This is a genomic window from Billgrantia bachuensis (genome assembly GCF_011742165.1).
Lineage (GTDB): Bacteria > Pseudomonadota > Gammaproteobacteria > Pseudomonadales > Halomonadaceae > Halomonas > Halomonas bachuensis.
The window spans coordinates 36,877-62,701 of sequence record NZ_JAAQTO010000057.1; the positions used below are offsets into that span (position 1 = coordinate 36,877).

The following is a 25,825-nucleotide window of genomic DNA, read 5'->3' on the forward strand; positions in this document are numbered from 1 at the left end:
CGATCCTGTGGCGCAAGCCTGGGTCGGGTGCCCCCACGGCAAAGGCGCCCCGCTAGGGGCGCCTGGCTTCACACTTGGTCGTCACGACCCGGCTGGGCCACCCAGCGGGTCGGAGGGGCGGCGGCGAGGCTCTTCGTCTTCGTCCTCGTCACCGTGATCGCCATCGCCGCCGCTGTCGGTCGGTTCCTGGGCGGGCTCATCCTCGCGCTTGGGCTCGGCCTCGCCGGTGATGGGGGCACCGCTGCCGGAGTCGCCGTCTTCCCAATCCTTGGGCGGACGGGGCTTGCGGCCCTCCATGATGTCGCGGAGCTGGTCGGCGTCGATGGTCTCGTACTGCATCAGCGCTTCGGCCATGGCATCGAGCTTGTCGCGATTCTCCTCGAGGATCTGCTGCGCCTTGGCGTAGCACTCGTCGATGATCTTGCGCACTTCCTTGTCGAGCCGGGTGGTGGTCTCACCGGACTTCAGCTTGCCGCCGCTCTGGCCCGGGCCGCCGAGGAACTGGTGCGACTCGTCCTCGTCGTACATGATCGGCCCCATCTCCTCGGACAGGCCCCACTTGGCGACCATGTTGTGGGCCAGCTCGGTGGCACGCTTGATGTCGTTGGACGCCCCGGTGGTAACACCATTCGGCCCCAACGTCATCTCCTCGGCGATACGGCCGCCGAACAGCGAGCAGATCTGGCTGATGATCTGCTGGCGCGACAGGCTGTAGCGGTCCTGCTCGGGCAGGAACATGGTCACGCCCAGCGCCCGGCCGCGCGGAATGATGGTCACCTTGTAGACCGGGTCGTGCTCCGGCATCACCAGGCCAATGATGGCGTGCCCCGACTCGTGGTAGGCGGTATTGAGCTTCTCCTTGTCGGTCATGACCATGGAGCGGCGCTCGGCGCCCATCATGATCTTGTCCTTGGCCAGGTCGAGCTCCTCCATGCCGACCAGGCGCTTGTTGCGGCGCGCGGCGAACAGGGCAGCCTCGTTGACCAGGTTGGCCAGGTCGGCACCGGAGAATCCCGGGGTACCGCGGGCGATCAGCGACGGCTTGACGTCGTCGGCCAGCGGCACCTTGCGCAGGTGCACGTTGAGGATGTGTTCGCGGCCGCGAATATCGGGCAGCGGCACCACCACCTGGCGGTCGAAGCGGCCGGGGCGCAACAGCGCGGGGTCGAGCACGTCGGGACGGTTGGTGGCGGCGATGACGATGATGCCCTCGTTGGCTTCGAAGCCATCCATCTCCACCAGCAGCTGGTTCAGGGTCTGCTCGCGTTCGTCGTTGCCACCGCCCATGCCGGCGCCGCGTGAACGACCCACAGCGTCGATCTCGTCGATGAAGATGATGCAGGGCGCCTGCTTCTTGGCTTGCTCGAACATATCGCGCACGCGGGAGGCACCCACGCCGACGAACATCTCGACGAAGTCGGAGCCGGAAATCGAGAAGAACGGCACCTTGGCCTCGCCGGCGATGGACTTCGCCAGCAGCGTCTTGCCGGTGCCCGGCGGGCCCACCATCAGTACACCGCGGGGGATAGTGCCGCCCAGGCGCTGGAACTTGGAGGGGTCGCGCAGGAAGTCGACCAGTTCCTCGACCTCCTCCTTGGCCTCGTCGCAGCCCGCAACATCGGCGAAGGTGGTCTTGATCTGGTCCTGGGAGAGCAGCTTGGCCTTGGACTTGCCGAAGCTCATCGGCCCGCCCTTGCCGCCGGCGCCCCCTTGCATCTGGCGCATGAAGAACATGAAGATGGCCAGAATCAGCAGGATCGGGAAGCTGGCGATCAGCAACCGCGTCCACAGACTTTGCTGTTCGGGCTCCCGACCCACCACCGTGACGTTGTTGGAGAGCAGGTCGTCCATCAGCTTGGGATCTTCCGCCGCCGGCCGAATGGTCTGGAACTGCGATCCGTCGGCGCGCTCGCCGTTGATGGTGTAGCCATCGATGGTCACGCTGCGGATCTGCTGGTTCTGCACCTGCTCGACGAACTGCGAGTAGTTCATCGTCTGCGGCGTGCTATCGACGCTGAAATTGTTGAACACCGTCAGCAGCACCGCCGCGATGACCAACCAGAGGATCAGATTCTTCGCCATATCATTCAAGGGTATACCCTCATTGCAAGCTACTCTCGGCCAACGATGCCTGGCTGTAAGACCACGCAGGGGCAAGCCATGTTCCGCCCGGCGGGACCCGCCCGCACAGTTCCACACTGTGGCACAGTTGGGCGGCCGTGTCTGGCCATCGCACTATTAGTCTAAGGCTATCATCGATTGCCGGGTGGGTGATGCCGCATCCCAGCTCATGTCGTCGGGCCGAGCCGCGGCTCAGCCCCGGAATCCATCCGCCAGCAGGTAAACCTCGCGCGAACGAGCGCGAGAGGCCTCCGGCTTGCGGGTCATCACCTTGGAAAAGCTGTCGCGCAGTTCCTTCAGGTAGGCATCGAACCCTTCGCCCTGGAACACCTTGGCCAGGAACCGGCCGCCGGGCCTCAAGGTCTGGCGCGCCAGATCGAGGGCCAACTCCACCAGATACATCGCCTGGGGCTGGTCGATGGCGCTCATGCCACTCATATTGGGGGCCATGTCGGACATCACAAGGTCCACCGGCCGCCCGTCCAGTGCAGCGAGGATTGCCTCGAGCACGGCCTCCTCGGTGAAATCGCCCTGAATGAACTCGACGCCGGCCAGGGCATCCATCTCGAGGATGTCGGAAGCGATCACCAGCCCCTCCGGGCCCACCCTGTCCGCCGCCACCTGGCTCCAGCCGCCCGGGGCCGCGCCCAGGTCGATCACGCTCATGCCGGGCTTGAACAGGCGATCCTTGTCGTCGAGCGCAAGCAGCTTGTAACTGGCGCGGCTGCGATAGCCGTCCTGCCAGCTCTGCTGCACGAAGCGGTCGTCGAAGTGCTCCTTGAGCCAGGAAGCCGAGCTCTTGCTGGCAGCCTGCTTGCCACCGCGGGGCGGAGAAGTGGATCGAGCCACACGATCACCTTGACTGAAGATTCCGAACTGCTCAGGCACGCCGGCCCGGTTCGGTATGACGCGGAGCTGGCCGAGGCCGAACTCAGGCCTTGCCATGCTTTCGCCGGCGCGCATTTCACCGTACCATGGCAGGTTACGCGCAACCGGGAAGACGCAAGATACCATGAGCTTGTCACAGGCACAAAAGAAAGCATTCCGCAGCATCGGCCACCATCTCAACCCGGTGGTAACGGTGTCGGAGAACGGCGTTTCCGAGGGCGTGCTGGCCGAACTCGAGCGGGCGCTCGCCGATCACGAACTGATCAAGGTGAAGCTGGCCTTGGCCGAGCGCGACGATCGCGCCGCGATGCTCGAGGAGCTGCTGGCCGCCAGTGGCGCCGAGCGCGTGCAGACCATCGGCAAGATGGCGCTGCTCTATCGCAGGAACCCCCAGGCCAACCCCAAGCTATCCAACGTCAAGCGCTTCGAGAATCACCACGGGCGCCACTAGGCGCTGACGCGCCAGCGGCGAGCCCCGGGCTCCGGGCCGCGAGCAACTTCGCAAAAGCCCGCGACAAACTGTCGCGGGCTTTTTCTGGCTCGTAGCTCGTAGCTCGTAGCTCGTAGCTCGTAGCTCGTAGCTCAGCGATGCTCGACGCTTGAGATCTCGTACTCGACCTCGCCACCGGGCGTAGCCACCACCACCACGTCACCCTCCTCCTTGCCGATCAAGGCACGGGCGATGGGCGAGGTGACGGAGATCTTTCCGCTCTTGATGTCGGCCTCGTCCTCACCGACGATCTGATAGCTGACCTCCTCGTCGTTGCCGAGGTTGATCAGTTCGACAGTAACGCCGAAGATCACCTTGCCGGTCTGCGGCAACTTGTGCACGTCGATCACCTGGGCGTTGGAGAGCTTGCTTTCGATCTCCTGGATACGCCCTTCGATGAAGCCCTGCTGTTCGCGCGCCGCATGGTACTCGGCGTTCTCCTTGAGGTCGCCGTGCTCACGAGCCTCGGCGATCGCCGCGATCACCCTGGGACGCGCCTCACCCTTGAGTTCCTCGAGTTCCTTGCGCAGGCGTGCCTCACCGGCAACGGTCATCGGGACCTTGTTCATTGCGTTGCTCCTGCATGCAGTTCCTGTAACCGCCGTACCGTGATTTCATTGCCATACTCCAGCGCCATGCAAACGGCACTCGCCCCTGCCAGGGTGGTGGCATAGGGCACCTTGCGGGCCAGCGCGGTACGACGGATCACCGAGGAGTCGTTGATCGCCTGGCGACCCTCGGTGGTATTGACGATGTAGGCGATGTCGTCGTTCTTGAGCAGATCGACGATATGCGGACGACCTTCGTAAACCTTGTTGACGACCTCCACCTCGAGGCCAGCGGCCTCGAGGGCAGCGGCAGTGCCGCGGGTCGCACACAGTGTGAATCCCAATCCTAGCAAAGAACGCGCGATTCCGATAACACCCGCCTTGTCCGGCTCGCGTACCGAGAGGAACGCCTTGCGCTCGCCTTCGAGCTTGGGAATCGCCTCGCCGGCCCCCAGCTGTGCCTTGTAGAAGGCCTCGGCAAAGGTATCGCCGGAGCCCATCACCTCGCCGGTGGACTTCATCTCCGGCGACAGGATGGGATCGACACCGGGGAACTTGTTGAACGGGAACACCGCCTCCTTGACGCTGTAGAAGTGCGGCACGATCTCACGAGTGAAGCCCTGCTCGGCCAGCGACTTGCCGGCCATGCAGCGGGCAGCGACCTGGGCCAGCGAGGTGCCGATGCACTTGGAGACGAAGGGGGCGGTGCGCGAGGCGCGCGGGTTGACCTCGATGACGTAGATCTCGCCGCCCTGCCAGGCCAGCTGCACGTTCATCAGGCCTACCACGCCGAGCTCGACGGCCATGCGCTTGACCTGCTCGCGCATCTCGTCCTGCACGTCGGCGGGCAGCGAGTAGGGCGGCAGCGCGCAGGCGGAGTCGCCGGAGTGTACGCCGGCCTGCTCGATGTGCTGCATGATGCCGCCGATCACCACCTCTTGACCGTCGGAGACGGCGTCGATGTCGATCTCGATGGCGGCGTTGAGGAAGTGGTCGAGCAGCACCGGCGAGTCATTGGAGACCTTGACCGCGTGGGTCATGTAGTTCTCGAGCTCCGAGGCGTCGTAGACGATCTCCATGGCGCGGCCGCCGAGCACGTAGCTCGGGCGCACTACCAGCGGGTAGCCGATCGCCTCGGCCTTGACGAAGGCCTCGTCGAAGCTGCGTGCGGTAGCGTTGGGCGGCTGCTTGAGGCCCAGCTTGTCGATCATCTGCTGGAAGCGCTCGCGATCCTCGGCGCGGTCGATGGCATCCGGCGTGGTGCCGATGATCGGCACGCCGGCGGCCTCGAGCTCACGGGCCAGCTTGAGCGGGGTCTGGCCGCCGAACTGCACGATCACGCCGACCGGCCTTTCCTTGTCGGCGATCTCCAGCACGTCCTCCAGGGTCACCGGCTCGAAGTAGAGACGATCGGAAGTGTCGTAGTCGGTGGAAACGGTCTCCGGGTTGCAGTTGACCATGATGGTCTCATAGCCGTCGTCGCGCATGGCGAAGGCAGCATGGACGCAGCAGTAGTCGAACTCGATGCCTTGGCCGATGCGGTTGGGCCCGCCGCCCAGTACCATGATCTTCTTGCGGTTGCTGACCTCGGCCTCGCACTCCTCCTCGTAGGTGGAGTACATGTAGGCGGTATCTGATGCGAATTCGGCGGCACAGGTATCGACCCGCTTGTAGACCGGGCGAATGCCGGCCTTCTGCCGCGTGCGGCGGAACTCCTTCTCGGAGACGCCGAGCAGCCCGGCCAGGCGCGCATCACTGAAGCCCTTGCGCTTGAGGCCGAACAGCTCCCGCGGGGTGAATTCGGAGAGCGAGCGCTTGGCCACGCCCTGCTCGATGCGCACCAGTTCCTCGAGCTGGACCAGGAACCAGGGGTCGATCTTGGTCAGGGCGAAGATCTCTTCCACGCTCATGCCGGCGCGCATGGCGTCGGCGATGAAGAAGATACGCTCGGCGCCGGCCGCCTGCAGCTCACCCTTGATATGGGCCATGGCGTCGTCGCCGAACTCCCCGCCCTTGAATTCAGGAAACTTGGGGTCGAGGCCGTCGTTGCCGGTCTCGAGCCCACGCAGCGCCTTCTGCAGCGACTCCTGGAAGGTACGGCCGATGGCCATCACCTCGCCCACCGACTTCATCTGGGTGGTCAGGCGATCGTTGGCCTGGGGGAACTTCTCGAAGGTGAAGCGCGGGATCTTGGTGACCACGTAGTCAATCGACGGCTCGAACGACGCCGGGGTGCGACCGCCGGTGATGTCGTTGGAAAGTTCGTCGAGGGTGTAGCCCACCGCCAGCTTGGCGGCGATCTTGGCGATCGGGAAGCCGGTGGCCTTGGATGCCAGCGCCGAGGAGCGCGACACACGCGGGTTCATCTCGATCACGACCATGCGCCCCGTGTCGGGGTCGACGCCGAACTGCACGTTGGAGCCACCGGTCTCGACGCCGATCTCACGCAGCACCGCAAGCGATGCGTCGCGCATGATCTGGTACTCCTTGTCGGTCAGCGTCTGCGCCGGGGCCACGGTGATGGAGTCGCCGGTGTGCACGCCCATGGGATCGAAGTTCTCGATCGCACAGACGATGATGCAGTTGTCGTTCTTGTCGCGAACGACCTCCATCTCGTATTCCTTCCAACCCAGCAGCGACTCGTCGATCAGCAGCTCGTGGTTGTTCGAGAGCTCGAAGCCGCGGGTGCAGATCTCCTCGAACTCCTCCTTGTTGTACGCCACGCCGCCGCCGGAGCCGCCCATGGTGTAGGAAGGACGAATGATCACCGGGAAGCCCAGCGACTCCTGGATGCGCCAGGCCTCTTCCATGCTGTGCGCCACCTCGGCCTTGGGGCATTCCAGGCCGATGCGCTTCATGGCCTGGTCGAAGAGGTCGCGATCCTCGGCCTTGTTGATGGCGTCGGCGTTGGCACCGATCATCTCTACGCCGTACTTCTCGAGCACGCCGTGCTTGTCGAGGTCGAGCGCACAGTTGAGCGCGGTCTGGCCACCCATGGTGGGCAGGATGGCGTCGGGGCGCTCGGCCTCGATGATCTTCTCCACCGCCTGCCAGGTGATCGGCTCGATGTAGGTGGCATCCGCCATCGCCGGGTCGGTCATGATGGTGGCCGGGTTGGAGTTGACCAGGATGACCCGGAAGCCCTCCTCGCGCAGCGCCTTGCAGGCCTGGGCGCCGGAGTAGTCGAACTCGCACGCCTGACCGATGACGATGGGGCCGGCGCCAATGATCAGGATGCTGTTGATGTCGGTACGCTTGGGCATGGTGCTCCCCGCAAAAAGTGGTGACGAATGGCGACGTTCTCGGGGCTCGGCCTAGCGGCGGGCCTTCATCATCTCGACGAAACGATCGAACAGCGGCGACACGTCGCGCGGCCCGGGGCTCGCTTCGGGGTGGCCCTGGAAGCTGAAGGCCGCGCGGTCGGTCAGCTCGATGCCCTGCAGCGTGCCGTCGAACAGCGAACGGTGGATGGCGCGCACGTTGCTCGGCAGGCTCGCCTCGTCCACGGCGAAGCCGTGGTTCTGGCTGGTGATCATCACGCGGCCGCTGTCGAGATCCTGCACCGGGTGGTTGGCGCCATGGTGGCCATGGTTCATCTTCACCGTCTTGGCACCGGCGGCCAGCGCCAGCAGCTGGTGACCCAGGCAGATGCCGAACACGGGAACCTCGGTCTCGAGAATTTCGCGGATCGCCTGGATGGCGTAGTCGCAGGGTTTGGGGTCGCCGGGGCCGTTGGCCAGCAAAATGCCGTCGGGGTTCTTGGCCAGCACTTCCGCGGCCGGGGTCTGCGCCGGTACCACGCTGAGGCGGCAGCCGCGCGAGGCGAGCATGCGCAGGATGTTGTACTTCACGCCGTAGTCGTAGACCACCACGTGGAAGGGACGCTCGCTGCCCGTGGCATCGACGTTGCCCTGGCCCAGCACCCACTCAGCCTCGCTCCACTCGTAGGCCTGCCTGCACGAGACCTCCTTGGCCAGGTCCATGCCCTTGAGCCCCGGGAATTCTCGCGCCGCAGCCAGCGCGCGCTCGACGGCGTCGTCGCCCTCGGCCTCGCTACCGGCCAGGATCGCCCCGTTCTGGGCGCCCTTGTCGCGCAGGATGCGTGTCAGTCGGCGGGTGTCGATGTCGGCGATGCCGAGCACGTTGCGGCTCTTGAGATAGTCGGAGAGCGACTGCTCGGAGCGGAAGTTGCTGGCGATGAGCGGCAGGTCGCGGATCACCAGGCCGGCGGCGGCGATGCCGTCGGACTCGACGTCCTCGGCGTTGATGCCGGTGTTACCGATGTGCGGGTAGGTCAGGGTCACGATCTGCCGGGTATAGGAGAGGTCGGTGAGGATCTCCTGATAGCCGGTCATGGCCGTATTGAACACCACCTCACCGCTGGTTCGTCCATCGGCGCCGATGGCCGTGCCGTGGAAAATGCTGCCATCTTCCAGGGCCAATATCGCGGGTCTGTTCAATGCGGGGCTGTTCAAGACAAGGTCCTCCCATGCTGATGCGAGCCTGAGGGGCGCAGGCTCGGCGGCTATCGTCATTGCGACAGATTCGGCTCGTAAAAAAGCGGGACGAAGCCGATTTAAGGAACCGGTTTCATCCCGCTTGTTGTCTTTGCTCGGGGGCTGGCCACGCAACAAGCGCGCAGTTGGACTGCTGTATTTCAGGCGCCCGGCCAAAATTTTGGAGATGTTACAGGATTCTCCCCTGCTCGACCACCCCTACTGAGCCAGAAGTGTTGTCTGCCGCCGCACCTCAGGGGCGCCGAGGCAACTCAGAGACCCAGCACGTCCTGCATGCCATAGCGGCCGTTTTCTTGATCGGCCACCCAGCGCGCCGCGCGCACCGCGCCCTTGGCGAAGGTCATGCGGCTCGAAGCCTTGTGGGTGATCTCGATGCGCTCACCCTCGGTGGCGAACATCACCGTGTGCTCACCGACGATGTCGCCGGCGCGCACCGTGGCGAAGCCGATCTCCTTGTCGCTGCGCGGCCCGCACTGGCCGACGCGCTCGAACACGCCGTGCTCCTTGAGCGTGCGGCCCAGGGCGTCGGCTACCACCTCGCCCATCCTCAGCGCGGTGCCGGAGGGCGAGTCGACCTTGTGGCGGTGGTGGGCCTCGATCACCTCGATGTCGTAACCCTCGTCGCCCAGCGCCCTGGCCGCGGTTTCCAGCAGCTTCAGGGTCAGGTTGACGCCCACGCTCATGTTGGGGGCGAAGACGAAGGGCAGCCTGTCGCGGTAGCCGTCAAGTTCGGCCAGCTCGTCATCGGAGAGCCCGGTGGTGCCGATCACCATGCGCTTGCCGTGGTCGGCGCAGAAGGCCAGGTTGGCCAGCGTGACCCGAGGCGCGGTGAAGTCGATCAGCACGTCGAAGTCGTCGACGATGGCATCGAGCGAATCCACCGCGGTCACGCCCAGCTTGCCCAGCCCCGCCAGCTCGCCGATATCGGCTCCGGCCAGCGAACTTCCCGGCTCGACGATGCCGCCGGCCAGGCTGGCCCCGGCATCCTGCTGCACGGCGTTGACCAGGGTGCGGCCCATGCGGCCGGCGACACCGACGATGGCGATACGGGTCATGCGGGCTCCTGCAAATCTGAAGAGTGGAATCGAGGGGCAGTATACCAGAGCACGGAGCCGCCGGGCCGAGCGCTTGGGCAGAACGGGCACTGTCGCCCACACTGGGCATAGCGACTTACGGAGCAAGGAACGCGATGACGACGACCCCGCCCCATGTTCCCGCCCTGCTCGAGCTGCTGGAGCGCCGCCCGCGAGTGCTGCTGACCGGGCCACCCGGCAGCGGCAAGACGACTCTTGCCCGGTCCGCCGCGATCGCGCTGGCCGAACGCGGCGAGGTGTGTCATTGCCTGGCTGCAGACCCCGGCCTGCCCGGCTTCGGCCCACCCGGCGCGGTATGCCTGGGGCGCTGGGATCCAACCTTGGGGGACCGCGGCGAATGGCGCCTCGAGGCCATCGAGGCCTTGGCCACCCTGGATGGCTCGCGCTTTCGTCTGCCGCTCGCCGAGGCGGTACGCCGGCTCGCCGCGCGTGTCGAGGGCGGGCCACTGCTCATCGATGCGCCGGGCGTGGAGCGTAGCATCGGCGGCGCCGAGCTGCTGCCGGCACTCGCCAGCGCCGGCCGCATCTACGCCATGGTGCGCCTGACCCCCGAAGGCGACCCCGACCCCTACCCCGATGAGCGGATGCTGTTGGGCCTCGAGTCGCTGAACCTCCCAGCTGCCAGCGAAGCGCGCCACCCGGGGCGCCAGCTTCGCACACAGCGCCGTACCGAAGCGTGGGACGCCTATCTGTCCGATGCCGTCCACTTGGAGCTCGATCTCGCCGACCTGATCATTGTTGGCACCCCGCCGCCGCGCCGCGCCAATAGCGCTTGGCGGGGGCGCCAGGCTGGCCTGCTCGATGCCGATGGCGGCACCCTGACCATGGGTGAAGTACTCGCTCTGGAAGACGAGCAGCTGCGGCTGCGGGCTCCCGTGTCGGCAACGACGCCCCGCGCCCTGGTGGTTCGCGACGCCATGCGCCATCCCGAGGGTCGGCTAGGCACTGCGCGCCCCCATCGCTTACCTCCCATCACGCCCGACGAGGACGCGTCGCTCATGCTGGCGCCACAGGAGACGCAGGACGGCCCGCGGCCCACGCTGCGCCTCGATGGGGTGCGCGCCACGCTGGCCAACGGCGTGTTCGGCGACCCGCTGCTGCACCTGCGTTTGCGTCACCGCAAGCGCAGCCTGCTGTTCGACCTGGGCGACCCCGGCCGGCTGCCGGCCCGGCTGGCCCACCAGGTCAGCGACGTGTTCATCAGCCATGCCCACTTCGATCACATCGGCGGCTTCCTGTGGCTGCTGCGCTCGCGCATCGGCGACTATCCGCCGTGCCGGGTCTATGGGCCGCCCGGCCTTGCCGGGAACCTGGACGGACTGATGCGCGGAATCCTGTGGGATCGTGTCGAGGAGAAAGCGCCCCGCTTCGAGGTCTTCGAGCTGCACGACGAGCGCCTGGCCCACTATCGCCTGGTGGCCGGCGAGCCGATGAAGGCGCTTTCCCCGCGGGACGTCGAAGATGGCGTACTGCATCACGAACCCGGCTTTCGCGTGCGCGCCGTTACGCTGGATCACGGTACGCCGGTGCTGGCCTTCGCCTTTGATCCGGACGTGCAGATCAAAGTGCGCAAGGAGCGCCTGGAAGCTCACGGCTGGTCCCCTGGCCCATGGCTCGGCGAACTCAAGCAGAACGTGCTGACGGGAAACGCTGGGGCCGTCATCACCCTGCCCGACGGCAGCCGGCAGTCAACCGCCGAGCTGGCGCAGCGCCTGTTGATGTCGCAGCCGGGGAAGCGCCTGGTCTACGCCACCGATTTCGGCGACACGCGCGCAAACCGTGAACGTCTGCTCACGCTTGCGCGCGGTGCCGAGGTGCTGTTCTGCGAGGCCTCGTTCCGCGAAGACCAGGCCGAGCAGGCCCGACGAACCGGCCACCTGACGGCCCGTGCCTGTGGCGAGATCGCTGCCGCGGCCGAGATCGGCCAACTGGTGCCGTTCCACTTCTCACGCCGCCACGTGGAGGACGTGGGCGAACTCTACGCCGAGATACGCCGCCACTTCCCGCGGCTGGCCAGCACGCCGGGCAGCGAACCCGATCCCGACGAGCTTGATTAACGCTTCTGGGCGTCCTTGCCGTTCTGGCGCAGCAGCAGGCCGATGGCGGCGAGCACCAGCGCGCTGCCCGGCAGCCACTGCCAGCCGATCTGCTCGGGTGAGGTGGCGAACAACAGCAGCATGGAGACGAAGGGCACCATGTAGCCGTAGGCGGTAACGGCGCCGGGCGTGAGCACGGAGGTGGCTCGCTGCATCAGCCAGAAGGTGAGCGCACTGGAGAAGAGCCCGAGGTAGATCACCAGGGCCAAATCCTGCCAGCGCATGGAAACAAGCTGGGTAACGGGCTCGATGGCAAACCCCAGCAGGCCGATGGCGAGCCCGCCCAGACCCAGGCTCCAGAAGGTGCGCACCGCCGCCGACTCCGGCAGCCACTCGCGAGCCAGCCCCCACTTGCTGAGCACCGGGTAGAGCGCCGAGGATACGCAGCCGAGGAAGAATACTGCCTCGCCCACGCCGAACTGCATGCCTTCGCCGTGGCTGAGCGACTCGGCGAAAGCGAGCCCCAGCGCGCCGCAGGCGCCCAAGGCCAGGATCGCCGGCAGCTGCCAGCTCAGCCGCTCGACGCGAAACCCGAGCCCCAGCAGGTAGGCCAACAGCGGTACGGTGACGTAGAGCGTGGCCATGGAGAGCGCGGTGGCATGATGGGCGGCCCAGAACATGGCGCCGAAGAACCCCGCCAGACACAGCCCCATCAGCGCATAGAGCGGCAGCACCCGCCAGGGCGGCAGGAACTCCGCCGAGCGCCGCGCCAGCCACCACAGCCCGGCGCAGGCGATGGCGAAGCGCAGGGCGGTGAGCGACAGCGGCGGCAGCTTGCCCATCAGCTCCACGGCGGGAAACGACAGCCCGACCAGCAGCGACCACAGCAGCATGCCCAGATGGGCAAGCCGGGGCGTTAGCGGCGCGCTCAATTTTCCCAGACGATGGCCAGCTCCTCGTCGCCCGCCATGCGCTGCAGGTGGGAATCGATGACACCCTCCAGGCGGTCGAGGCTCTCCTCCTCCAGCGCCTCGACGGCCACTACCAGCTTGCCCGGCTCGACGCGCATCACGCAGGAGCCCTCATCGAAGACCACCCGGCTCTCCTCCTCGCCCTGCTCCACCTCCAGCTTGTGCGCCCAGTGCTTGCACAGCCGGTTCATCAGCCTCGCCCCTGACTCGGTGACGACTTCGGCACGCGACATCGGCATAACAGCGATCTCCATTCGTACGGGAGCTAACAGACTAAGACGCGCGACGGGATCGGCGCCAGCCCACATGGATCCGCTGCGTAAAACGGCACGTTCGATACTGCGCATCCCATGCAGGAGACGGATAAAGAAAAGCCCCCGATGCTTAGAGCATTCGGGGGCCAGCAGGACGAGGCCGGGCCTTACGGCTTCATGTCCTCGAAGAACTTCTTCACGCCGTCGAAGAAGCCGCTCTTCTTGGGCGAGTGGTGGGCGCTGTTGCTGCCCCCCAGGCTCTCCTGCAGCTGACGCAACAGCGCCTTCTGCTCCTCGTTGAGGTTGACCGGGGTCTCCACCACGACCTTGCACAGCAGGTCGCCGGGCGGGCCGCCGCGCACCGGCTTGACGCCCTTGCCGCGCAGGCGGAAGAGCTTGCCGGTCTGGGTCTCGGGCGGGATCTTGAGCTTGACCCGGCCATCCAGCGTCGGCACTTCGAGCTCGCCACCGAGAGCGGCGTCGACGAAGTTGATCGGCACCTCGCACTGCAGGTGCTTGCCGTCGCGCTGGAAGATATGGTGCGGCTTGATCGCCACCTGCACGTAGAGATCGCCGGGCGGGCCGCCGTTGATACCGGACTCGCCCTCGCCGTTGAGGCGAATGCGATCGCCGGTATCCACCCCGGCGGGGATCTTCACCGACAGGGTGCGGGTCTCGCGCATGCGGCCCTCGCCGTGACACTTGTGGCACGGCACCTTGATATGCACGCCGCTGCCGTGACAGGTGGGGCAGGTCTGCTGCACGGCGAAGAAGCCCTGCTGCATGCGCACCTGGCCATGCCCGTTACAGGTCGGGCAGGTCTCCTTGGTGGACCCCGGCTCGGCACCCTGGCCGTCGCAGCGGTCGCACTCCACGTGACGCGGCACGCGGATATCCACCGTGGTGCCGGCGACGGCACTCTCGAGATCGAGCTCGAGATTGTAGCGAAGATCGCTGCCGCGCTGCGGCGCATGGGGGCTGCGCCGACCGCCGCCGCCACCGAAGATGTCGCCGAACACATCGCCGAAGATGTCGCTGAAGCCACCGGCCCCGGCGCCGCCGAAGCCACCACCACCGAAGCCACCGGCCTGGCCGTCTACACCGGCATGGCCGAACTGGTCGTAGGCGGCACGCTTCTCGCTGTCGGCAAGAATCTCATAGGCCTCGGAGACCTCGCGAAACTTCTCGGCGGCGGTGTCGTCATCCGGGTTGCGGTCCGGGTGGTACTTCTGCGCCAGCCGTCGATAGGCCTTCTTGATGTCTTTCGTGTCGGCTCCGCGCTCGACGCCGAGCACCTCGTAATAATCGCGTTTGGACATGGGTCCATGCGCCTCCTGGTCTAGGCAGTTCTGCCCGATCCGCGGAAACGGCAACGCGGGAGTCGTCCCCCCGCGCTACCGTCGTCCGTGGCATCGCCTTGGCGATTACTGCTTCTTCTGGTCGTCGTTGACTTCTTCGTATTCAGCGTCGACCACGTCCTCTTCCGGCTTGCCACCGGCCTCCTGGCTTTCGCCACCGCCCTGCTGGGCGGCCTCGGCCTGAGCGGCGTACATCTTCTGCGCCAGGTTGCCGGAGGCCTCGGTCAGCTTGTCCAGCTTGGCCTGGATGTCGTCCTTGTCGTCACCCTTGAGCGCTTCCTCCAGCTCGGAGGCGGCCGTCTCGATGGCCTGCTTCTCCTCGTCGGTGGCGTGCTCACCGGCCTCCTGCACGGTCTTGCGGGCAGCGTGGACCATGCCGTCGGCCTGGTTGCGCAGGGCCACCAGCTCCTCGAACTTCTTGTCCTCGTCGGCATGCGCCTCGGCGTCGCGGACCATCTGCTCGATCTCTTCATCGGTGAGACCGCTGGAGGCCTTGATGACGATCGACTGCTCCTTGCCGGTAGCCTTGTCCTTGGCCGACACGTTGAGAATGCCGTTGGCATCCAGGTCGAAGGCGACCTCGATCTGCGGCACGCCGCGCGGCGCCGGCGGGATGTCGGCCAGGTCGAAGCGACCCAGCGACTTGTTGCCACCGGCCTGCTTGCGCTCGCCCTGCAGCACGTGGATGGTCACGGCGGTCTGGTTGTCATCCGCAGTCGAGAAGGTCTGGGTCTTCTTGGTCGGGATGGTGGTGTTCTTCTCGATCAGCGGCGTCATCACGCCGCCCAGGGTCTCGATACCCAGGGTCAGCGGGGTGACGTCGAGCAGCAGCACGTCCTTGACGTCGCCACCCAGCACGCCGCCCTGGATCGCCGCACCCACGGCCACGGCCTCGTCCGGGTTGACGTCCTTGCGCGCTTCCTTGCCGAAGAAGTCGGCAACCTTCTTCTGCACCAGCGGCATGCGGGTCTGGCCGCCGACCAGGATCACGTCGTCGATCTCTGAGGCGGACAGGCCGGCGTCGGCCAGCGCGGTCTTGCACGGCCCCATGGAGCGCTGAACCAGATCCTCCACCAGCGACTCCAGCTTGGCCCGGGTCACCTTCACGTTGAGGTGCTTGGGACCGGTGTTGTCGGCTGTGATGTAGGGCAGGTTGACGTCGGTCTGCTGGGCGCTGGACAGCTCGATCTTGGCCTTCTCGGCGGCTTCCTTGAGGCGCTGCATGGCCAGGTTGTCGCCCGAGAGGTCGATGCCGCTGTCGGCCTTGAACTGATCGACCAGATAGTTGATCAGCGCCATGTCGAAGTCTTCGCCGCCCAGGAAGGTGTCACCGTTGGTGGCCAGCACCTCGAACTGGGTCTCGCCGTCGACGTCGGCCACTTCGATGATCGAGATATCGAAGGTACCGCCACCCAGGTCATACACGGCGATGGTCTTGTCGCCGCGCGACTTGTCCATGCCATAGGCCAACGCCGCCGCGGTGGGCTCGTTGATGATGCGCTTGACCTCGAGGCCGGCGATGCGCCCGGCGTCCTTGGTCGCCTGACGCTGGCTGTCGTTGAAGTAGGCCGGCACCGTGATCACCGCTTCGGTGACGGTCTCGCCCAGGTAGTCCTCGGCGGTCTTCTTCATCTTCTTCAGCACTTCGGCGCTGACCTGCGGCGGTGCCAGCTTCTTACCCTTGACCTCGACCCAGGCGTCGCCGTTGTCGGCCTCGACGATGCCGTAAGGCACCATCTTGATGTCCTTCTGCACCACGTCGTCCTTGAAGCGACGGCCGATCAGGCGCTTGATGGCGTACAGGGTGTTCTGCGGGTTGGTGACCGCCTGGCGCTTGGCCGACTGCCCCACCAGGATCTCGCCATCGTCGGTGTAGGCGATGATGGAGGGTGTGGTGCGGGCGCCTTCGGCGTTTTCGATCACCTTGGCGCTGTCGCCGTCGAGCACGGCCACACAGGAGTTGGTGGTCCCCAGGTCAATACCGATGATGCGTCCCATAGGAAATCCTCGAAAATTCGTTTGCCTTGAATCCATCTCAGCGGCATCTGCCGCGGTTGACGTCTATCTGGGGGGTGCCTTGAACGTTTTCAAGCCCTCCCCCTGCATTACGCTGGATCGGTCGTGCCGATCGGCTTAGCCGGCGGCCTGACTGACCACCACCATGGCCGGACGTACCAGGCGGCCATTGAGCGTATAGCCCTTCTGCACCACTTCCATGACGCTGTTGGGCTCGAGCTCGGGGTTGGGCACCATGGCCATGGCCTCGTGATACTGCGGGTCGAACGGCTCGCCGGCAGGGTCGAGCGATTCGACGCCGAACTTGGCCAGCACGTCCTGCTGCATTTTCAGTGTCATGGCCACGCCCTCTTTATGGGCCTCGGTGGCATCGTCGCCCATGGCCTCGAGCGCCTTCTCCAGGCTATCGACTACCGGCAGCAGCTCCTTGACGAAGCGCTCGAGGGCGAACTTGCGCGCCTTCTCGGCCTCCTGCTCGGCCCGGCGGCGTACGTTCTGCGCCTCGGCGGCGGCACGCAGCGCCTGGTCCTTGGCCTCGGCCAGGCTCTGCTCCAGCTCCTCGACCTGGGCGGCCAGCATGTCGGCCTCGGGATTGTCGCTCACCGCTGTCGGCTCCTCGGCCGCGACGGTCTCGTCGTCCCCGATGCCAACCGCATCGTCCAACTCGCCTTCCACCGGCTCCGGCCGAGCCTCTTCCTCGCGCCGTTCCAGCTCGTCGTCAAGCGGGGTCTGGGGTTCTTTAGCCATGCGCATCTCCTGAAGCGTGGTTCGGCCATGCGGCCGCAACGGTTTCGATTGGGTAGTAAGCCTCGAGTCTGCCGCCTATATGGGGGTCCTGACCGTAATCTCAAGAGAGGCCAGGCGTTCATGAGCAATGCGTGCGTTGAGCGGCCGCCTCGACTACTGTATAAAAACTCAATAACGTGTATAGATATCCAGCCTTGTGTGACGCTTGCCGGGAGGCCACATGCTGACTCAGCTCGCCATTCGCGATTTCGCCATCGTCGATACGCTCGATCTGGAGCTTGCCGGCGGCATGACCGCCATCACCGGCGAGACCGGTGCCGGCAAGTCGATCCTGCTCGGTGCCCTGGGGCTGTGCCTGGGTGAGCGCGCCGACGCCGGCAGCGTGCGCCATGGCTGCGAGCGCGCCGATCTCTCGGCGCGCTTCGATATCGCCAGCCTGCCGGCCGCCCGGCACTGGCTCGAGGAGCGCGAGCTACCCGTCGACGACTGCCTGTTACGCCGCGTGGTAACGGCCAACGGCCGCTCCAAGGCGTGGATCAACGGCCAGCCGGCTACCGTGACCGATCTCAAGGCACTGGGCGAACATCTGGTCGAGATCCACGGCCAGCACGCCCACCAGATGCTGCTGCGCGAAGAGACCCACCTGCGCCTGCTCGACGACTTTGCCGGTAACCGCAGCGTCGTGGGCGAGCTGACCGAGACCTTTCGCCGCTGGCAGGCGGCCCGGCGACGCCTGAAACAGCTGACCGAGAGTGGTGACAAGGTCCAGGCGCGCCGCCAGTTGCTGCGCTATCAGGTCGAAGAGCTCGACGCTCTGGCGCTGGGCGACGAAGAGCTCGCCACCCTGGAGCATGAGCAGGAACAGCTCGCCCACGCCGAGGAGACGCTGCGCGAAGCGCAGTTCGCCGCCGAATGCTGCGATAGCGACGAGGGCGGCGTGCTGGCGCTGCTCAACCAGGCGACCCACCGGCTCGACCCTTTGCCGGGCAGCGACCGCGGCACCCTGGCCGAAGTGCTCGCCATGCTCGGCGAAGCGCGCATCCAGGTCGAGGAGGCCGTGCGCGAGCTCAACCGCTTTGCCGACACTACCGAGCTGGACCCGGAGCGGCTGGCCTGGGTCGAGTCTCGCCTGGGCGAGGTGCACCGCATCGCACGCAAGCACCATGTGATGCCCGAGGAGCTGCCTTCCCTCCATCGCCGCCTGCAAACCGAGCTGGAGAGCCTAGAAGGCGGCGAGCACGATCTCGAGGCGCTACGCAGCGAGGTCGAGGCCCTGCGCGATACCTGGCGCGAGCAGGCACGCACGGTGGGCGAGTCCCGCCGCCAGGCGGCTGGCAAGTTCGGCAAGGCGGTACAGGAGCAGCTCGCCTTTCTGGCCATGGGCAAGGCACGCTTCGAAGTGGAAGTGGAGACACGCCAGACGCCGCAGCCGGACGGCATGGAAGCGGTGCGCTTTCTGATCAGCGCCAACCCCGGCCAGCCGCCGCGGCCGTTGACCAAGGTCGCCTCAGGTGGCGAGCTGTCGCGTATCAGCCTGGCGATTCAGGTGGTCGCCGCACGTCACTCGACCATCCCCAGCCTGGTCTTCGACGAAGTGGACGTGGGCATCTCGGGCGCCACCGCCGAGATCGTCGGCCAGCTGCTGCGCAGACTTGGCGAGAACGGTCAGGTGATGACCGTGACACACCTGCCCCAGGTGGCGGCCCAGGCTCACCATCATCTGCATATCGAGAAGCAGGCCAAGCGCAACACTACCCTGACGCGCATGGCCCTGCTCGACGAAGCCGGCCGCGTCAGCGAACTGGCGCGCATGCTTGGCGGCGTCAACCTTTCCGACCGCACCCTGGCCCATGCTCGGGAAATGCTGGACGCCAGCCAGCAAGGCGCCGCCCACTGAGCCGTTTCACATCCACGCGCCTAACGCAAGCGGCCCCGATCTCGATCGGGGCCGCTACGGCGCTGACTCGTCTTCACCACTTGCGTGTCACTTGCGCGGCGTGCCGTCCTGCCGCGTGGTATTGGAGCCGCGTGGGCGCACATAGAGCACCAGGGCATGATCGACGAGTTCGAAGCCATGCTCCTCGGCGATCTCCTTCTGGCGACGTTCGATGGTTTCGTCGAAGAACTCGATGATCTCGCCACTGTCGAGACACACCATGTGGTCGTGGTGTTCCTCTTGGGAGATCTCGAACACGGCATGGCCGCCATCGAAATTGTGGCGGATCACCAAGCCTGCCGACTCGAACTGGGTCAGCACGCGATAGACGGTGGCCAGGCCGACGTCTTCCCCGGCTTCCAGCAGGGTCTTGTAGACATCCTCGGCGCTCAGGTGGTGCTGACCCGTGGCATTCTCGAGGATCTGCAGGATCTTCACTCGGGGCAAGGTGACCTTCAGGCCTGCCTTGCGCAGTTCATGGTTCTGGTCGGCCATGTTCGCTCTTCGCAGTATCAGGTAGGGTCGGGTATGATCGACCGAATCCACGATAGTGAAGAACGGACACAAATGCAAAAGCTGATCAAAACCCTCCCCCTCGTCATCGCCCTGACCGTGGTCAGCGGCTGTGTCTACAAGCGTGACCTCCCCCAGGGCAACTACATCACCGAGGGCATGGTCCAACAGCTTCAACCCGGCCTGAGCCGCGCCCAGGTCGTCGACCTGCTGGGCAGGCCGCTGCTGGAAGCGCCCTTCGATGCCAATCAGTGGGATTACGTGTTCCGCCTCGACGAAGCCTACGGCGGCGTCCAGCAGCGGCGGCTGACGCTGACCTTCGACGGCGAGCGCCTGGTCAACATCCAGCAGGAAGGCAACTTCGCCGAGGATATCGAGCTGCGTGCACAGGACGACATCGGCCCGGCGGCCGAGGGTGCCGACCCCGCCGGCATGTTGCCCTCCAGCCAGCCCGAAGCGGTGCCGGAGCGTGCACCTGACGCCGGCGGCACGTTGCCGCAAGGCGGCGAGCCGGCCTCAACCGAACCGCTTGCTCGCTAACCCAGGCGCGCTTCGCTACCTCCCGGCACGTTCAGCGCGCCGGGCACGTGCCGCCTTGGGGTCGATCTCGAGCGGGCGGTAGACCTCGACCCGATCGCCTGCGCGCAGACGGTGGTCGTCGGGGTCGCGCAGCAGCTTGCCGAAGATGCCAAGGTCCGCCTCGGCAAAAGTCGCGGCCGGCACTTCGGGGAAGAGCCTATCCAGCCCGGCCAGGGCGACGGCCTGTCGCGCCGTGGTGCCGACCGGTACCTCGAGCGCGACGATGCGCTGCCTATCGGGCAGAGCAAAGGCCACTTCCACCGCGAGCCTCATGTCAGCGCCCATACAGCTCATCGGCGCGCCGAGTAAAGGAGTCGACCAACTGGCCGGCCACCTGCTGGAACAGCTTGCCGAAGGCCATGCCCAGCAAACGGTTGGCAAATTCGAATTCCAGCTCAAGGCACACCTTGCAGGCGCCTTCGCCCATCGGCAGGAACAGCCAACGCCCGCGCAGACGCTTGAAAGGGCCGCTGACCAGCGACATCTCGATGCGCTCGGGCTCGATCAAGTCGTTGCGGGTGGTAAAGCTCTGCTCGAGACCCGCCCGGCCCAGGGTCATCTCACCGATCAGGTGCGACTCGTCGCGCTCGAGCAGCCGCGCCCGCCGACAGCCCGGCAGGAACTCCGGGTAGCGCTCGAAGTCATTGACCAGTTCGAACATGTCCCGAGGGGTGTGCCGCACCAGGGCGGACCGATTGACCATTGGCATTGAGCTCTCCGCTGACTTCACAGTGCCCAGGGCGTATCATGAGCGGTTATTTCACGCCTTGAATGGTACCACGCTTCCCCCCACATCGAAGGGGACGTCACCATCGGCAGAACATGACATGAGGTTCCATGGCCAACAAGAAAGGCAAGGGCAAGGGTCCCGGCAGCAGCGTCATCGCCCAGAACAAGAAGGCTCGCTTCGAGTACCACATCGACGAGTCCTTCGAGGCCGGCCTGGTGCTGGCCGGCTGGGAGGTGAAGAGCCTGCGCGCCGGCAAGGCCCAGCTCACCGACACCTACATTCTGGTGAAGGATGGCGAGGCGTGGCTGCTGGGTAGCCACATCACGCCGCTCAACACCGCCAGCACCCACGAGATCGCCGATCCTTCGCGTACGCGCAAGCTGCTGTTGCATCGCAAGGAGATCGCCAAGATCTTCTCGCGCTCCCAGGAGAAGGGGCACACCTGCGTGCCGCTCAAGCTCTACTGGAAGGGCAACAAGGTGAAGTGCGAGCTGGCGCTGGTGACGGGCAAGAAGCTGCACGACAAGCGGGCTACCGAGAAGGACCGCGACTGGCAGCGGCAGAAAGGGCGCATCATGCGGGAACACACCAAGGCCTGAGGTGTCATAGGAGGGTGACACGTCAAGTGGCTCCTCGAAACTGGCAAGAATCGGGGAAACGATGGAACCAACCCATCCAACAGGTGTCATAGCGTTACCCAGCTGATAAGATGGGTCTGCTACGGGGGCGACATGGCTTCGACGCCGGTGACAACCTCCTAGGTGCATGCCGAGAGCGTGATGTATCTCGTAAATCCAACATCACGATTAAATAGTCGCAAACGACGACAACTACGCTCAGGGCGCGCTGGCAGCTTAATAGCTGTTAGCTTCTAGTCCGGCCCCAAAGCGATGTGCCCATTCATCGCGGAGGGGATATGAGCCAAGAATGATGGGATCGCGGTTGGTGGTGTCCTCTCGCCAATCGCTAAATCTTAGAGGAATCGCGTAGCTGGATCCTGCCCGTTGGAGCCAGATGCGTTAAACCAAAAAACGGACCTAAGCATGTAGAGCCGAAGAGCGAGTGCCGGCGGACGCGGGTTCGATCCCCGCCGCCTCCACCAATCAAGCGAAAAAAGCACCCTTAGTGGGTGCTTTTTTCGTTCCTGCGGCTCTGCTGGGCCACGAACCAGACTCGGTCAGAGGAGAGACCACCGCCAGGGCTAAGCGAAACTCTGGAAGACAGGAGGCAGGGCCTCGTCGATATAGGTATCGTTGAACTCGACCAGCCGAGCCAGCGCCTCCGGGTCGGGCAGTGTCACGTGCTGACGGTCGCGTACGACCAGCCCCTCGTCGCGCAGCATGGAGAAGGTCCGGCTCACGTGCACCGCACTCAGCCCCAGCGCATCGCCGATCTGCTCCTGGGACAGCGGCATGAAGAAGCCGTTGTCCTCCACGGCGCCTATCCGCTTGAGGCGCAGGTAGAGTTCGTAGAGGAAGTGCGCAAGCCGCTCATGAGCGGCATAGCGGCCAAGGTAGACCAGCCGTTCGGTGAGGATCGCCTGCTGGCGCACCGCCACGGCGATGATACCGGCGGCCAGGGCCGGCGAACGTCCGAAGAGCTCGAAGAGCTGCTGATACGTGAACGGGCTGATCACGCCCTCGTTGATCATCGCCACGCCGGCCAGCCGACGGGAGAAGCCGAAATCGCGCATGCCGATGATGTCACCCGGCAGGTAGACCTTGAGAATCTGCATCGAACCATTGCCAAGATTGCGATAGGAATAGGCCCAGCCTTCCTTGATCACGCAGAAGAGGTCGACATCCGCACTCTCCTGCCACAATACTTCCCCGGCCGACACGCGCCTTGAATTGAGCTCGAGGCCCAACAACAGGGCCTTGTCTTCGGACGTCAACGCTCCGTGACGGCCAAGCCCCTGCATCACTACACTGTCGAGTAGGGTCACACGCTGCCTCTCCGGCTTGTGGTTAGGTCGCGACATACTAAAACACAAGCTTATATAGACATTCATAACGCAGGTTATCGACGCTCGAGAATGATCGAACGAGCACCGAACGAGGTCCGCCGTGCTGGCATCGGAACCGCTTGGCCATGAGGTGTCGCTGCGATACCAGCACCCCCTGCTTTGGTCTAACGAGTCAGGATAAAATCACTTGCCCCCGGCCTCATGGGAAGCCATCATCTGCGCGCAAGCGATGCAAGACCGGGGTGGCATCGGGCACGGGCATGACGAGATGGCCGAAAATCCGATAAGACCCTACCCTTTCATAGACATTCCCCGATCTGGATTCGAGAGGCCCATGAGCAAAGTCCTGATTATCGGCGCCGGTGGCGTCGGAGGCGTAGTCACCCACAAATGTGCACAGCACCCCGAAGTCTTCAGCGAGATCTGCCTGGCCAGTCGCAACGAAGAGAAGTGCAAGGCCATCGCGGCCCAGTTGAAACGTCCCATCCAGACGGCTCAGGTGGACGCCGATAGCGTCGACGACCTCGTGCAACTGATCGAGTCGTTCAAGCCGGACGTGCTGATCCATGTGGCTCTGCCCTATCAGGACCTGACCATCATGGAGGCGTGCCTGAAGACCGGCGTGCCCTACCTCGACACGGCCAACTACGAGCACCCGGACGAGGCCAAGTTCGAGTACAAGGAGCAGTGGGCGTTTCACGACCGCTACGCCGAGGCGGGCAACATGGCCACCCTGGGTTGCGGCTTCGACCCGGGCATGACCAACATCTACTGTGCCTACGCTCAGAAGAACCTGTTCGACGAGATCCACCGCATCGACATCCTCGATGCCAACGGTGGCGACCACGGCTACCCCTTCGCCACCAACTTCAACCCGGAGATCAACATTCGGGAGATCACCGCGAATGGTCGCTATTGGGAGAAGGGCGAGTGGGTGGAAACCCCGCCGCTGGCCGAGAAGCGCAAGTTCGACTTCGACGGCATCGGCGAGAAGGATATCTATCTGCTCTACCACGAAGAGCTCGAGTCGCTCAGCCAGAACATCAAGGGACTGGAGCGCATCCGCTTCTGGATGACCTTTTCCGAGAAGTACATCACCCACCTCAAGGTGCTCGAGAACGTCGGCATGACCCGCATCGAGCCGATCGAGGTGAACGGCTGCGAGATCTCGCCGCTGCAGTTCCTCAAGGCGGTACTGCCCGACCCGGCCTCGCTCGGCCCGCGCACCAAGGGCAAGACCAACATCGGCATCATTGCCGATGGCATCAAGGACGGCAAGCGGCGCAAGGTGTACATCTACAACATCTGCGACCATGAGGCCTGCTACCGCGAGGTGCAGTCCCAGGCGATCTCCTACACCACCGGCGTGCCGGCGGTGACCGGTGCCATGCTGATGCTGGAAGGCATCTGGAAGGGCGCGGGCGTGTTCAACGTCGAGCAGCTCGACCCGGACCCCTTCATGGAGCGCATCGGCGACATGGGCCTGCCGTGGCAGGTGGTCGAGCTGGACCCGGAGCACGACCCGCTGGCATGACACGACTCGACTTCGACATCCACGCCTGCCCGTCGCCGGCCTACGTGGTCGACGACGCGCTGCTGCGCCGCAACCTGGAGCTGCTGCGGCAGGTCCAGGAGCAGAGTGGCGCACGGATCCTGCTGGCGCTGAAGGGCTTCGCCATGTGGGACACCTTCCCGCTGGTAAGCCAGTACCTGGTCGGCACCACCGCCAGCGGCCAGGACGAGGCGCGGCTGGGCGCGGAGACCTTCGGCGGCGAGGTGCACGTCTACTCGCCCGCCTTCACCGAGGAGGAGATGGGCGTGGTGCTGCAGTACGCCGACCATGTCAGCTTCAATTCCCCGGGGCAGTGGCAACGCTTCCGCGACACCGTCGCGGCGGCGCCACGCCAGGTCTCCTGCGGGCTACGGGTGAACCCCGAGTACTCCGAAGGCAAGGTGGCGATCTACGACCCCTGTGCGCCCGGTTCGCGGCTGGGCACGCGCGCGGTGGATTTCGAGGGGGCCGACCTCGCCGGGCTCGAGGGGCTGCACTTCCACACCCTTTGCGAGCAGAACAGCGACGCCCTGGAGCATACGCTGGAGGCGTTCGAGGCCAAGTTCGGGCAGTATCTCGCCGACAAGCAGTGGGTCAACTTCGGAGGAGGGCATCACATCACCCGCCCCGACTACGACATCCAGCGGCTGGTGCGGGTGATTCGCGGTTTTCGCGAACGCCATCCGCATCTCACCGTCTATCTGGAGCCGGGAGAGGCGATCGCGCTGAATACCGGCTACCTGGTGTGCACGGTACTGGATATCGTCGAGAACGACGGCCCCAACGCCATCCTCGACACCTCCGCCACTGCGCACATGCCCGACGTACTGGAAATGCCCTACCGACCGCAGATCATCGGTGCCGGCGAGCCGGACGAGAAGGCTCACACCTATCGCCTGGGCGGCACCACCTGCCTGGCCGGCGACGTGATCGGCCGCTACTCGTTCGACAGGCCGCTGGCCATCGGCGATCGCCTGGTGTTCACCGACATGGCCCACTACACCATGGTCAAGACCACCACCTTCAACGGCATTCGCCTGCCGTCGATCTGCCGGGTAGATGAAGTGAGCCGCGAGGTTCGCACGGTGAAGACGTTCGGCTATGAGGCTTACAGAGACCGCCTAAGCTAAGCGCATCAGCAAGAAAAAGCCCCTGCGGGGGCTTTTTTCGTTTCTGCACCGTTACTTGCATGGCGTGCCGGGTGCCCCTTTCGCTATCCGTCGATATGCACCATGGTTAAGATGACACCAGACAGGGAGAGTCGGAATGACGACCGTGTTCAAGTTCGGCGGCGCCTCGATCAAGAATGCCGATGCCATTCGCCACCTGACCCCGCTGATCGAAGCCCACGAGGTCCGACCGCTGGTCGTGGTGGTCTCGGCCATGGGCAAGACCACCAACAAACTCGAGGCGCTGCTCGCCGCCGCCCGCGACGAGGGTCGCAGAGACGATTACCGTGAATGCCTCGAGGCGCTGCAGGCCGAGCATCGCCAGGCAATCGAATCCCTG

General features: G+C 65.2%; 23 protein-coding genes and 1 other RNA gene. 9 read left to right on the forward strand and 15 right to left on the reverse strand.

The features are described 5' to 3' along the window. Positions 1–81 precede the first annotated feature (81 nt). A complete protein-coding gene (gene ftsH, locus HBJ55_RS20165) occupies positions 82–2,091 on the reverse strand; it encodes an ATP-dependent zinc metalloprotease FtsH (RefSeq protein WP_167119367.1) in 2,010 nt (669 codons plus the stop codon). A gap of 222 nt (positions 2,092–2,313) precedes the next feature. After that, positions 2,314–2,970, reverse strand: a complete 657-nt coding sequence (gene rlmE, locus HBJ55_RS20170; protein WP_167119370.1) for a 23S rRNA (uridine(2552)-2'-O)-methyltransferase RlmE — start codon at positions 2,968–2,970, stop codon at positions 2,314–2,316. Between the two features lie 163 nt (positions 2,971–3,133). Between rlmE and yhbY the strand changes: the two genes are divergently transcribed. Then, a complete protein-coding gene (gene yhbY, locus HBJ55_RS20175) occupies positions 3,134–3,460 on the forward strand; it encodes a ribosome assembly RNA-binding protein YhbY (protein ID WP_159555266.1) in 327 nt (108 codons plus the stop codon). Positions 3,461–3,591: 131 nt separating this feature from the next. Here yhbY and greA read toward each other — a convergent pair whose 3' ends face one another. From greA to dapB, 4 genes are all read right to left on the reverse strand, one after another. Next, on the reverse strand, positions 3,592–4,068 hold the full coding sequence (greA, locus tag HBJ55_RS20180; RefSeq protein WP_167119372.1) for a transcription elongation factor GreA: 477 nt from the start codon (positions 4,066–4,068) through the stop codon (positions 3,592–3,594). After that, positions 4,065–7,310 carry a carbamoyl-phosphate synthase large subunit gene (carB, locus tag HBJ55_RS20185; protein WP_167119375.1) on the reverse strand — a complete coding sequence of 1,082 codons (3,246 nt, stop codon included), beginning with the start codon at positions 7,308–7,310 and terminating at the stop codon, positions 4,065–4,067. Before carB ends, greA begins: the two co-directional genes overlap by 4 nt. A 51-nt stretch (positions 7,311–7,361) precedes the next feature. Continuing rightward, a complete protein-coding gene (carA, locus tag HBJ55_RS20190) occupies positions 7,362–8,507 on the reverse strand; it encodes a glutamine-hydrolyzing carbamoyl-phosphate synthase small subunit (RefSeq protein ID WP_206022787.1) in 1,146 nt (381 codons plus the stop codon). A gap of 308 nt (positions 8,508–8,815) precedes the next feature. Then, positions 8,816–9,619: a 4-hydroxy-tetrahydrodipicolinate reductase gene (dapB, locus tag HBJ55_RS20195; RefSeq protein WP_167119381.1), complete on the reverse strand. Its 804-nt coding sequence runs from the start codon at positions 9,617–9,619 to the stop codon at positions 8,816–8,818. 134 nt (positions 9,620–9,753) lie between these two features. Between dapB and HBJ55_RS20200 the strand changes: the two genes are divergently transcribed. Beyond that, on the forward strand, positions 9,754–11,715 hold the full coding sequence (locus tag HBJ55_RS20200) for an MBL fold metallo-hydrolase (RefSeq protein WP_167119384.1): 1,962 nt from the start codon (positions 9,754–9,756) through the stop codon (positions 11,713–11,715). On the opposite strand, the gene HBJ55_RS20205 is transcribed toward HBJ55_RS20200, so the two are convergent. From HBJ55_RS20205 to grpE, 5 genes are all read right to left on the reverse strand, one after another. Continuing rightward, a complete protein-coding gene (locus tag HBJ55_RS20205) occupies positions 11,712–12,626 on the reverse strand; it encodes a DMT family transporter (protein WP_240936214.1) in 915 nt (304 codons plus the stop codon). The genes HBJ55_RS20200 and HBJ55_RS20205 overlap by 4 nt on opposite strands. Continuing rightward, on the reverse strand, positions 12,623–12,904 hold the full coding sequence (locus tag HBJ55_RS20210) for a DUF2218 domain-containing protein (RefSeq protein ID WP_167119387.1): 282 nt from the start codon (positions 12,902–12,904) through the stop codon (positions 12,623–12,625). Before HBJ55_RS20210 ends, HBJ55_RS20205 begins: the two co-directional genes overlap by 4 nt. Positions 12,905–13,086: 182 nt before the next feature. After that, positions 13,087–14,238: a molecular chaperone DnaJ gene (gene dnaJ, locus HBJ55_RS20215; RefSeq protein WP_167119389.1), complete on the reverse strand. Its 1,152-nt coding sequence runs from the start codon at positions 14,236–14,238 to the stop codon at positions 13,087–13,089. Between the two features lie 105 nt (positions 14,239–14,343). Further along, the gene (gene dnaK / locus HBJ55_RS20220; RefSeq protein WP_167119392.1) at positions 14,344–16,275 is read right to left on the reverse strand and encodes a molecular chaperone DnaK; all 1,932 of its coding nucleotides are present in this window, start codon (positions 16,273–16,275) and stop codon (positions 14,344–14,346) included. 135 nt (positions 16,276–16,410) lie between these two features. Next, positions 16,411–17,040, reverse strand: a complete 630-nt coding sequence (gene grpE, locus HBJ55_RS20225; protein WP_167119396.1) for a nucleotide exchange factor GrpE — start codon at positions 17,038–17,040, stop codon at positions 16,411–16,413. A gap of 220 nt (positions 17,041–17,260) precedes the next feature. Between grpE and recN the strand changes: the two genes are divergently transcribed. Next, positions 17,261–18,937, forward strand: coding sequence for a DNA repair protein RecN (gene recN, locus HBJ55_RS20230; RefSeq protein WP_167119399.1), 1,677 nt, complete (start codon positions 17,261–17,263; stop codon positions 18,935–18,937). Positions 18,938–19,024: 87 nt separating this feature from the next. On the opposite strand, the gene fur is transcribed toward recN, so the two are convergent. Beyond that, a complete protein-coding gene (gene fur, locus HBJ55_RS20235) occupies positions 19,025–19,471 on the reverse strand; it encodes a ferric iron uptake transcriptional regulator (RefSeq protein ID WP_167119402.1) in 447 nt (148 codons plus the stop codon). Between the two features lie 72 nt (positions 19,472–19,543). Here fur and HBJ55_RS20240 point away from each other — a divergent pair, with 72 nt between their 5' ends. After that, positions 19,544–20,029 carry an outer membrane protein assembly factor BamE gene (locus HBJ55_RS20240; RefSeq protein ID WP_167119405.1) on the forward strand — a complete coding sequence of 162 codons (486 nt, stop codon included), beginning with the start codon at positions 19,544–19,546 and terminating at the stop codon, positions 20,027–20,029. Between the two features lie 15 nt (positions 20,030–20,044). Here the strand turns inward: HBJ55_RS20240 and HBJ55_RS20245 are convergent, their stop codons facing one another. Then, positions 20,045–20,341 (reverse strand): RnfH family protein, encoded by a 297-nt coding sequence (locus HBJ55_RS20245; protein ID WP_240936215.1) that lies wholly within the window; start codon positions 20,339–20,341, stop codon positions 20,045–20,047. A 1-nt stretch (position 20,342) separates the two neighbouring features. After that, positions 20,343–20,777 (reverse strand): type II toxin-antitoxin system RatA family toxin, encoded by a 435-nt coding sequence (locus tag HBJ55_RS20250; RefSeq protein WP_167119411.1) that lies wholly within the window; start codon positions 20,775–20,777, stop codon positions 20,343–20,345. A 128-nt stretch (positions 20,778–20,905) separates the two neighbouring features. On the opposite strand from HBJ55_RS20250, the gene smpB reads away from it, so the two are divergent. Together smpB and ssrA are read left to right on the forward strand one after the other, a co-directional pair. Further along, positions 20,906–21,397 (forward strand): SsrA-binding protein SmpB, encoded by a 492-nt coding sequence (gene smpB, locus HBJ55_RS20255; protein ID WP_167119413.1) that lies wholly within the window; start codon positions 20,906–20,908, stop codon positions 21,395–21,397. Positions 21,398–21,520: 123 nt separating this feature from the next. After that, positions 21,521–21,900, forward strand: a transfer-messenger RNA (tmRNA) gene (ssrA, locus tag HBJ55_RS20260). Positions 21,901–21,999: 99 nt separating this feature from the next. Here the strand turns inward: ssrA and HBJ55_RS20265 are convergent. Next, positions 22,000–22,743 (reverse strand): Crp/Fnr family transcriptional regulator, encoded by a 744-nt coding sequence (locus tag HBJ55_RS20265; RefSeq protein WP_338072057.1) that lies wholly within the window; start codon positions 22,741–22,743, stop codon positions 22,000–22,002. A gap of 355 nt (positions 22,744–23,098) precedes the next feature. On the opposite strand from HBJ55_RS20265, the gene HBJ55_RS20270 reads away from it, so the two are divergent. The 3 genes from HBJ55_RS20270 to HBJ55_RS20280 all read left to right on the forward strand — a co-directional run. After that, complete coding sequence (locus HBJ55_RS20270; protein WP_167119416.1) at positions 23,099–24,298, forward strand: saccharopine dehydrogenase family protein; 1,200 nt, start codon at positions 23,099–23,101, stop codon at positions 24,296–24,298. Next, the gene (gene nspC, locus HBJ55_RS20275; protein ID WP_167119419.1) at positions 24,295–25,446 is read left to right on the forward strand and encodes a carboxynorspermidine decarboxylase; all 1,152 of its coding nucleotides are present in this window, start codon (positions 24,295–24,297) and stop codon (positions 25,444–25,446) included. The genes HBJ55_RS20270 and nspC overlap by 4 nt, the downstream gene beginning before the upstream one ends. Before the next feature lie 136 nt (positions 25,447–25,582). Next, positions 25,583–25,825: amino acid kinase family protein (locus tag HBJ55_RS20280; protein WP_240936216.1), on the forward strand; the 243-nt coding region annotated here is incomplete at its 3' end.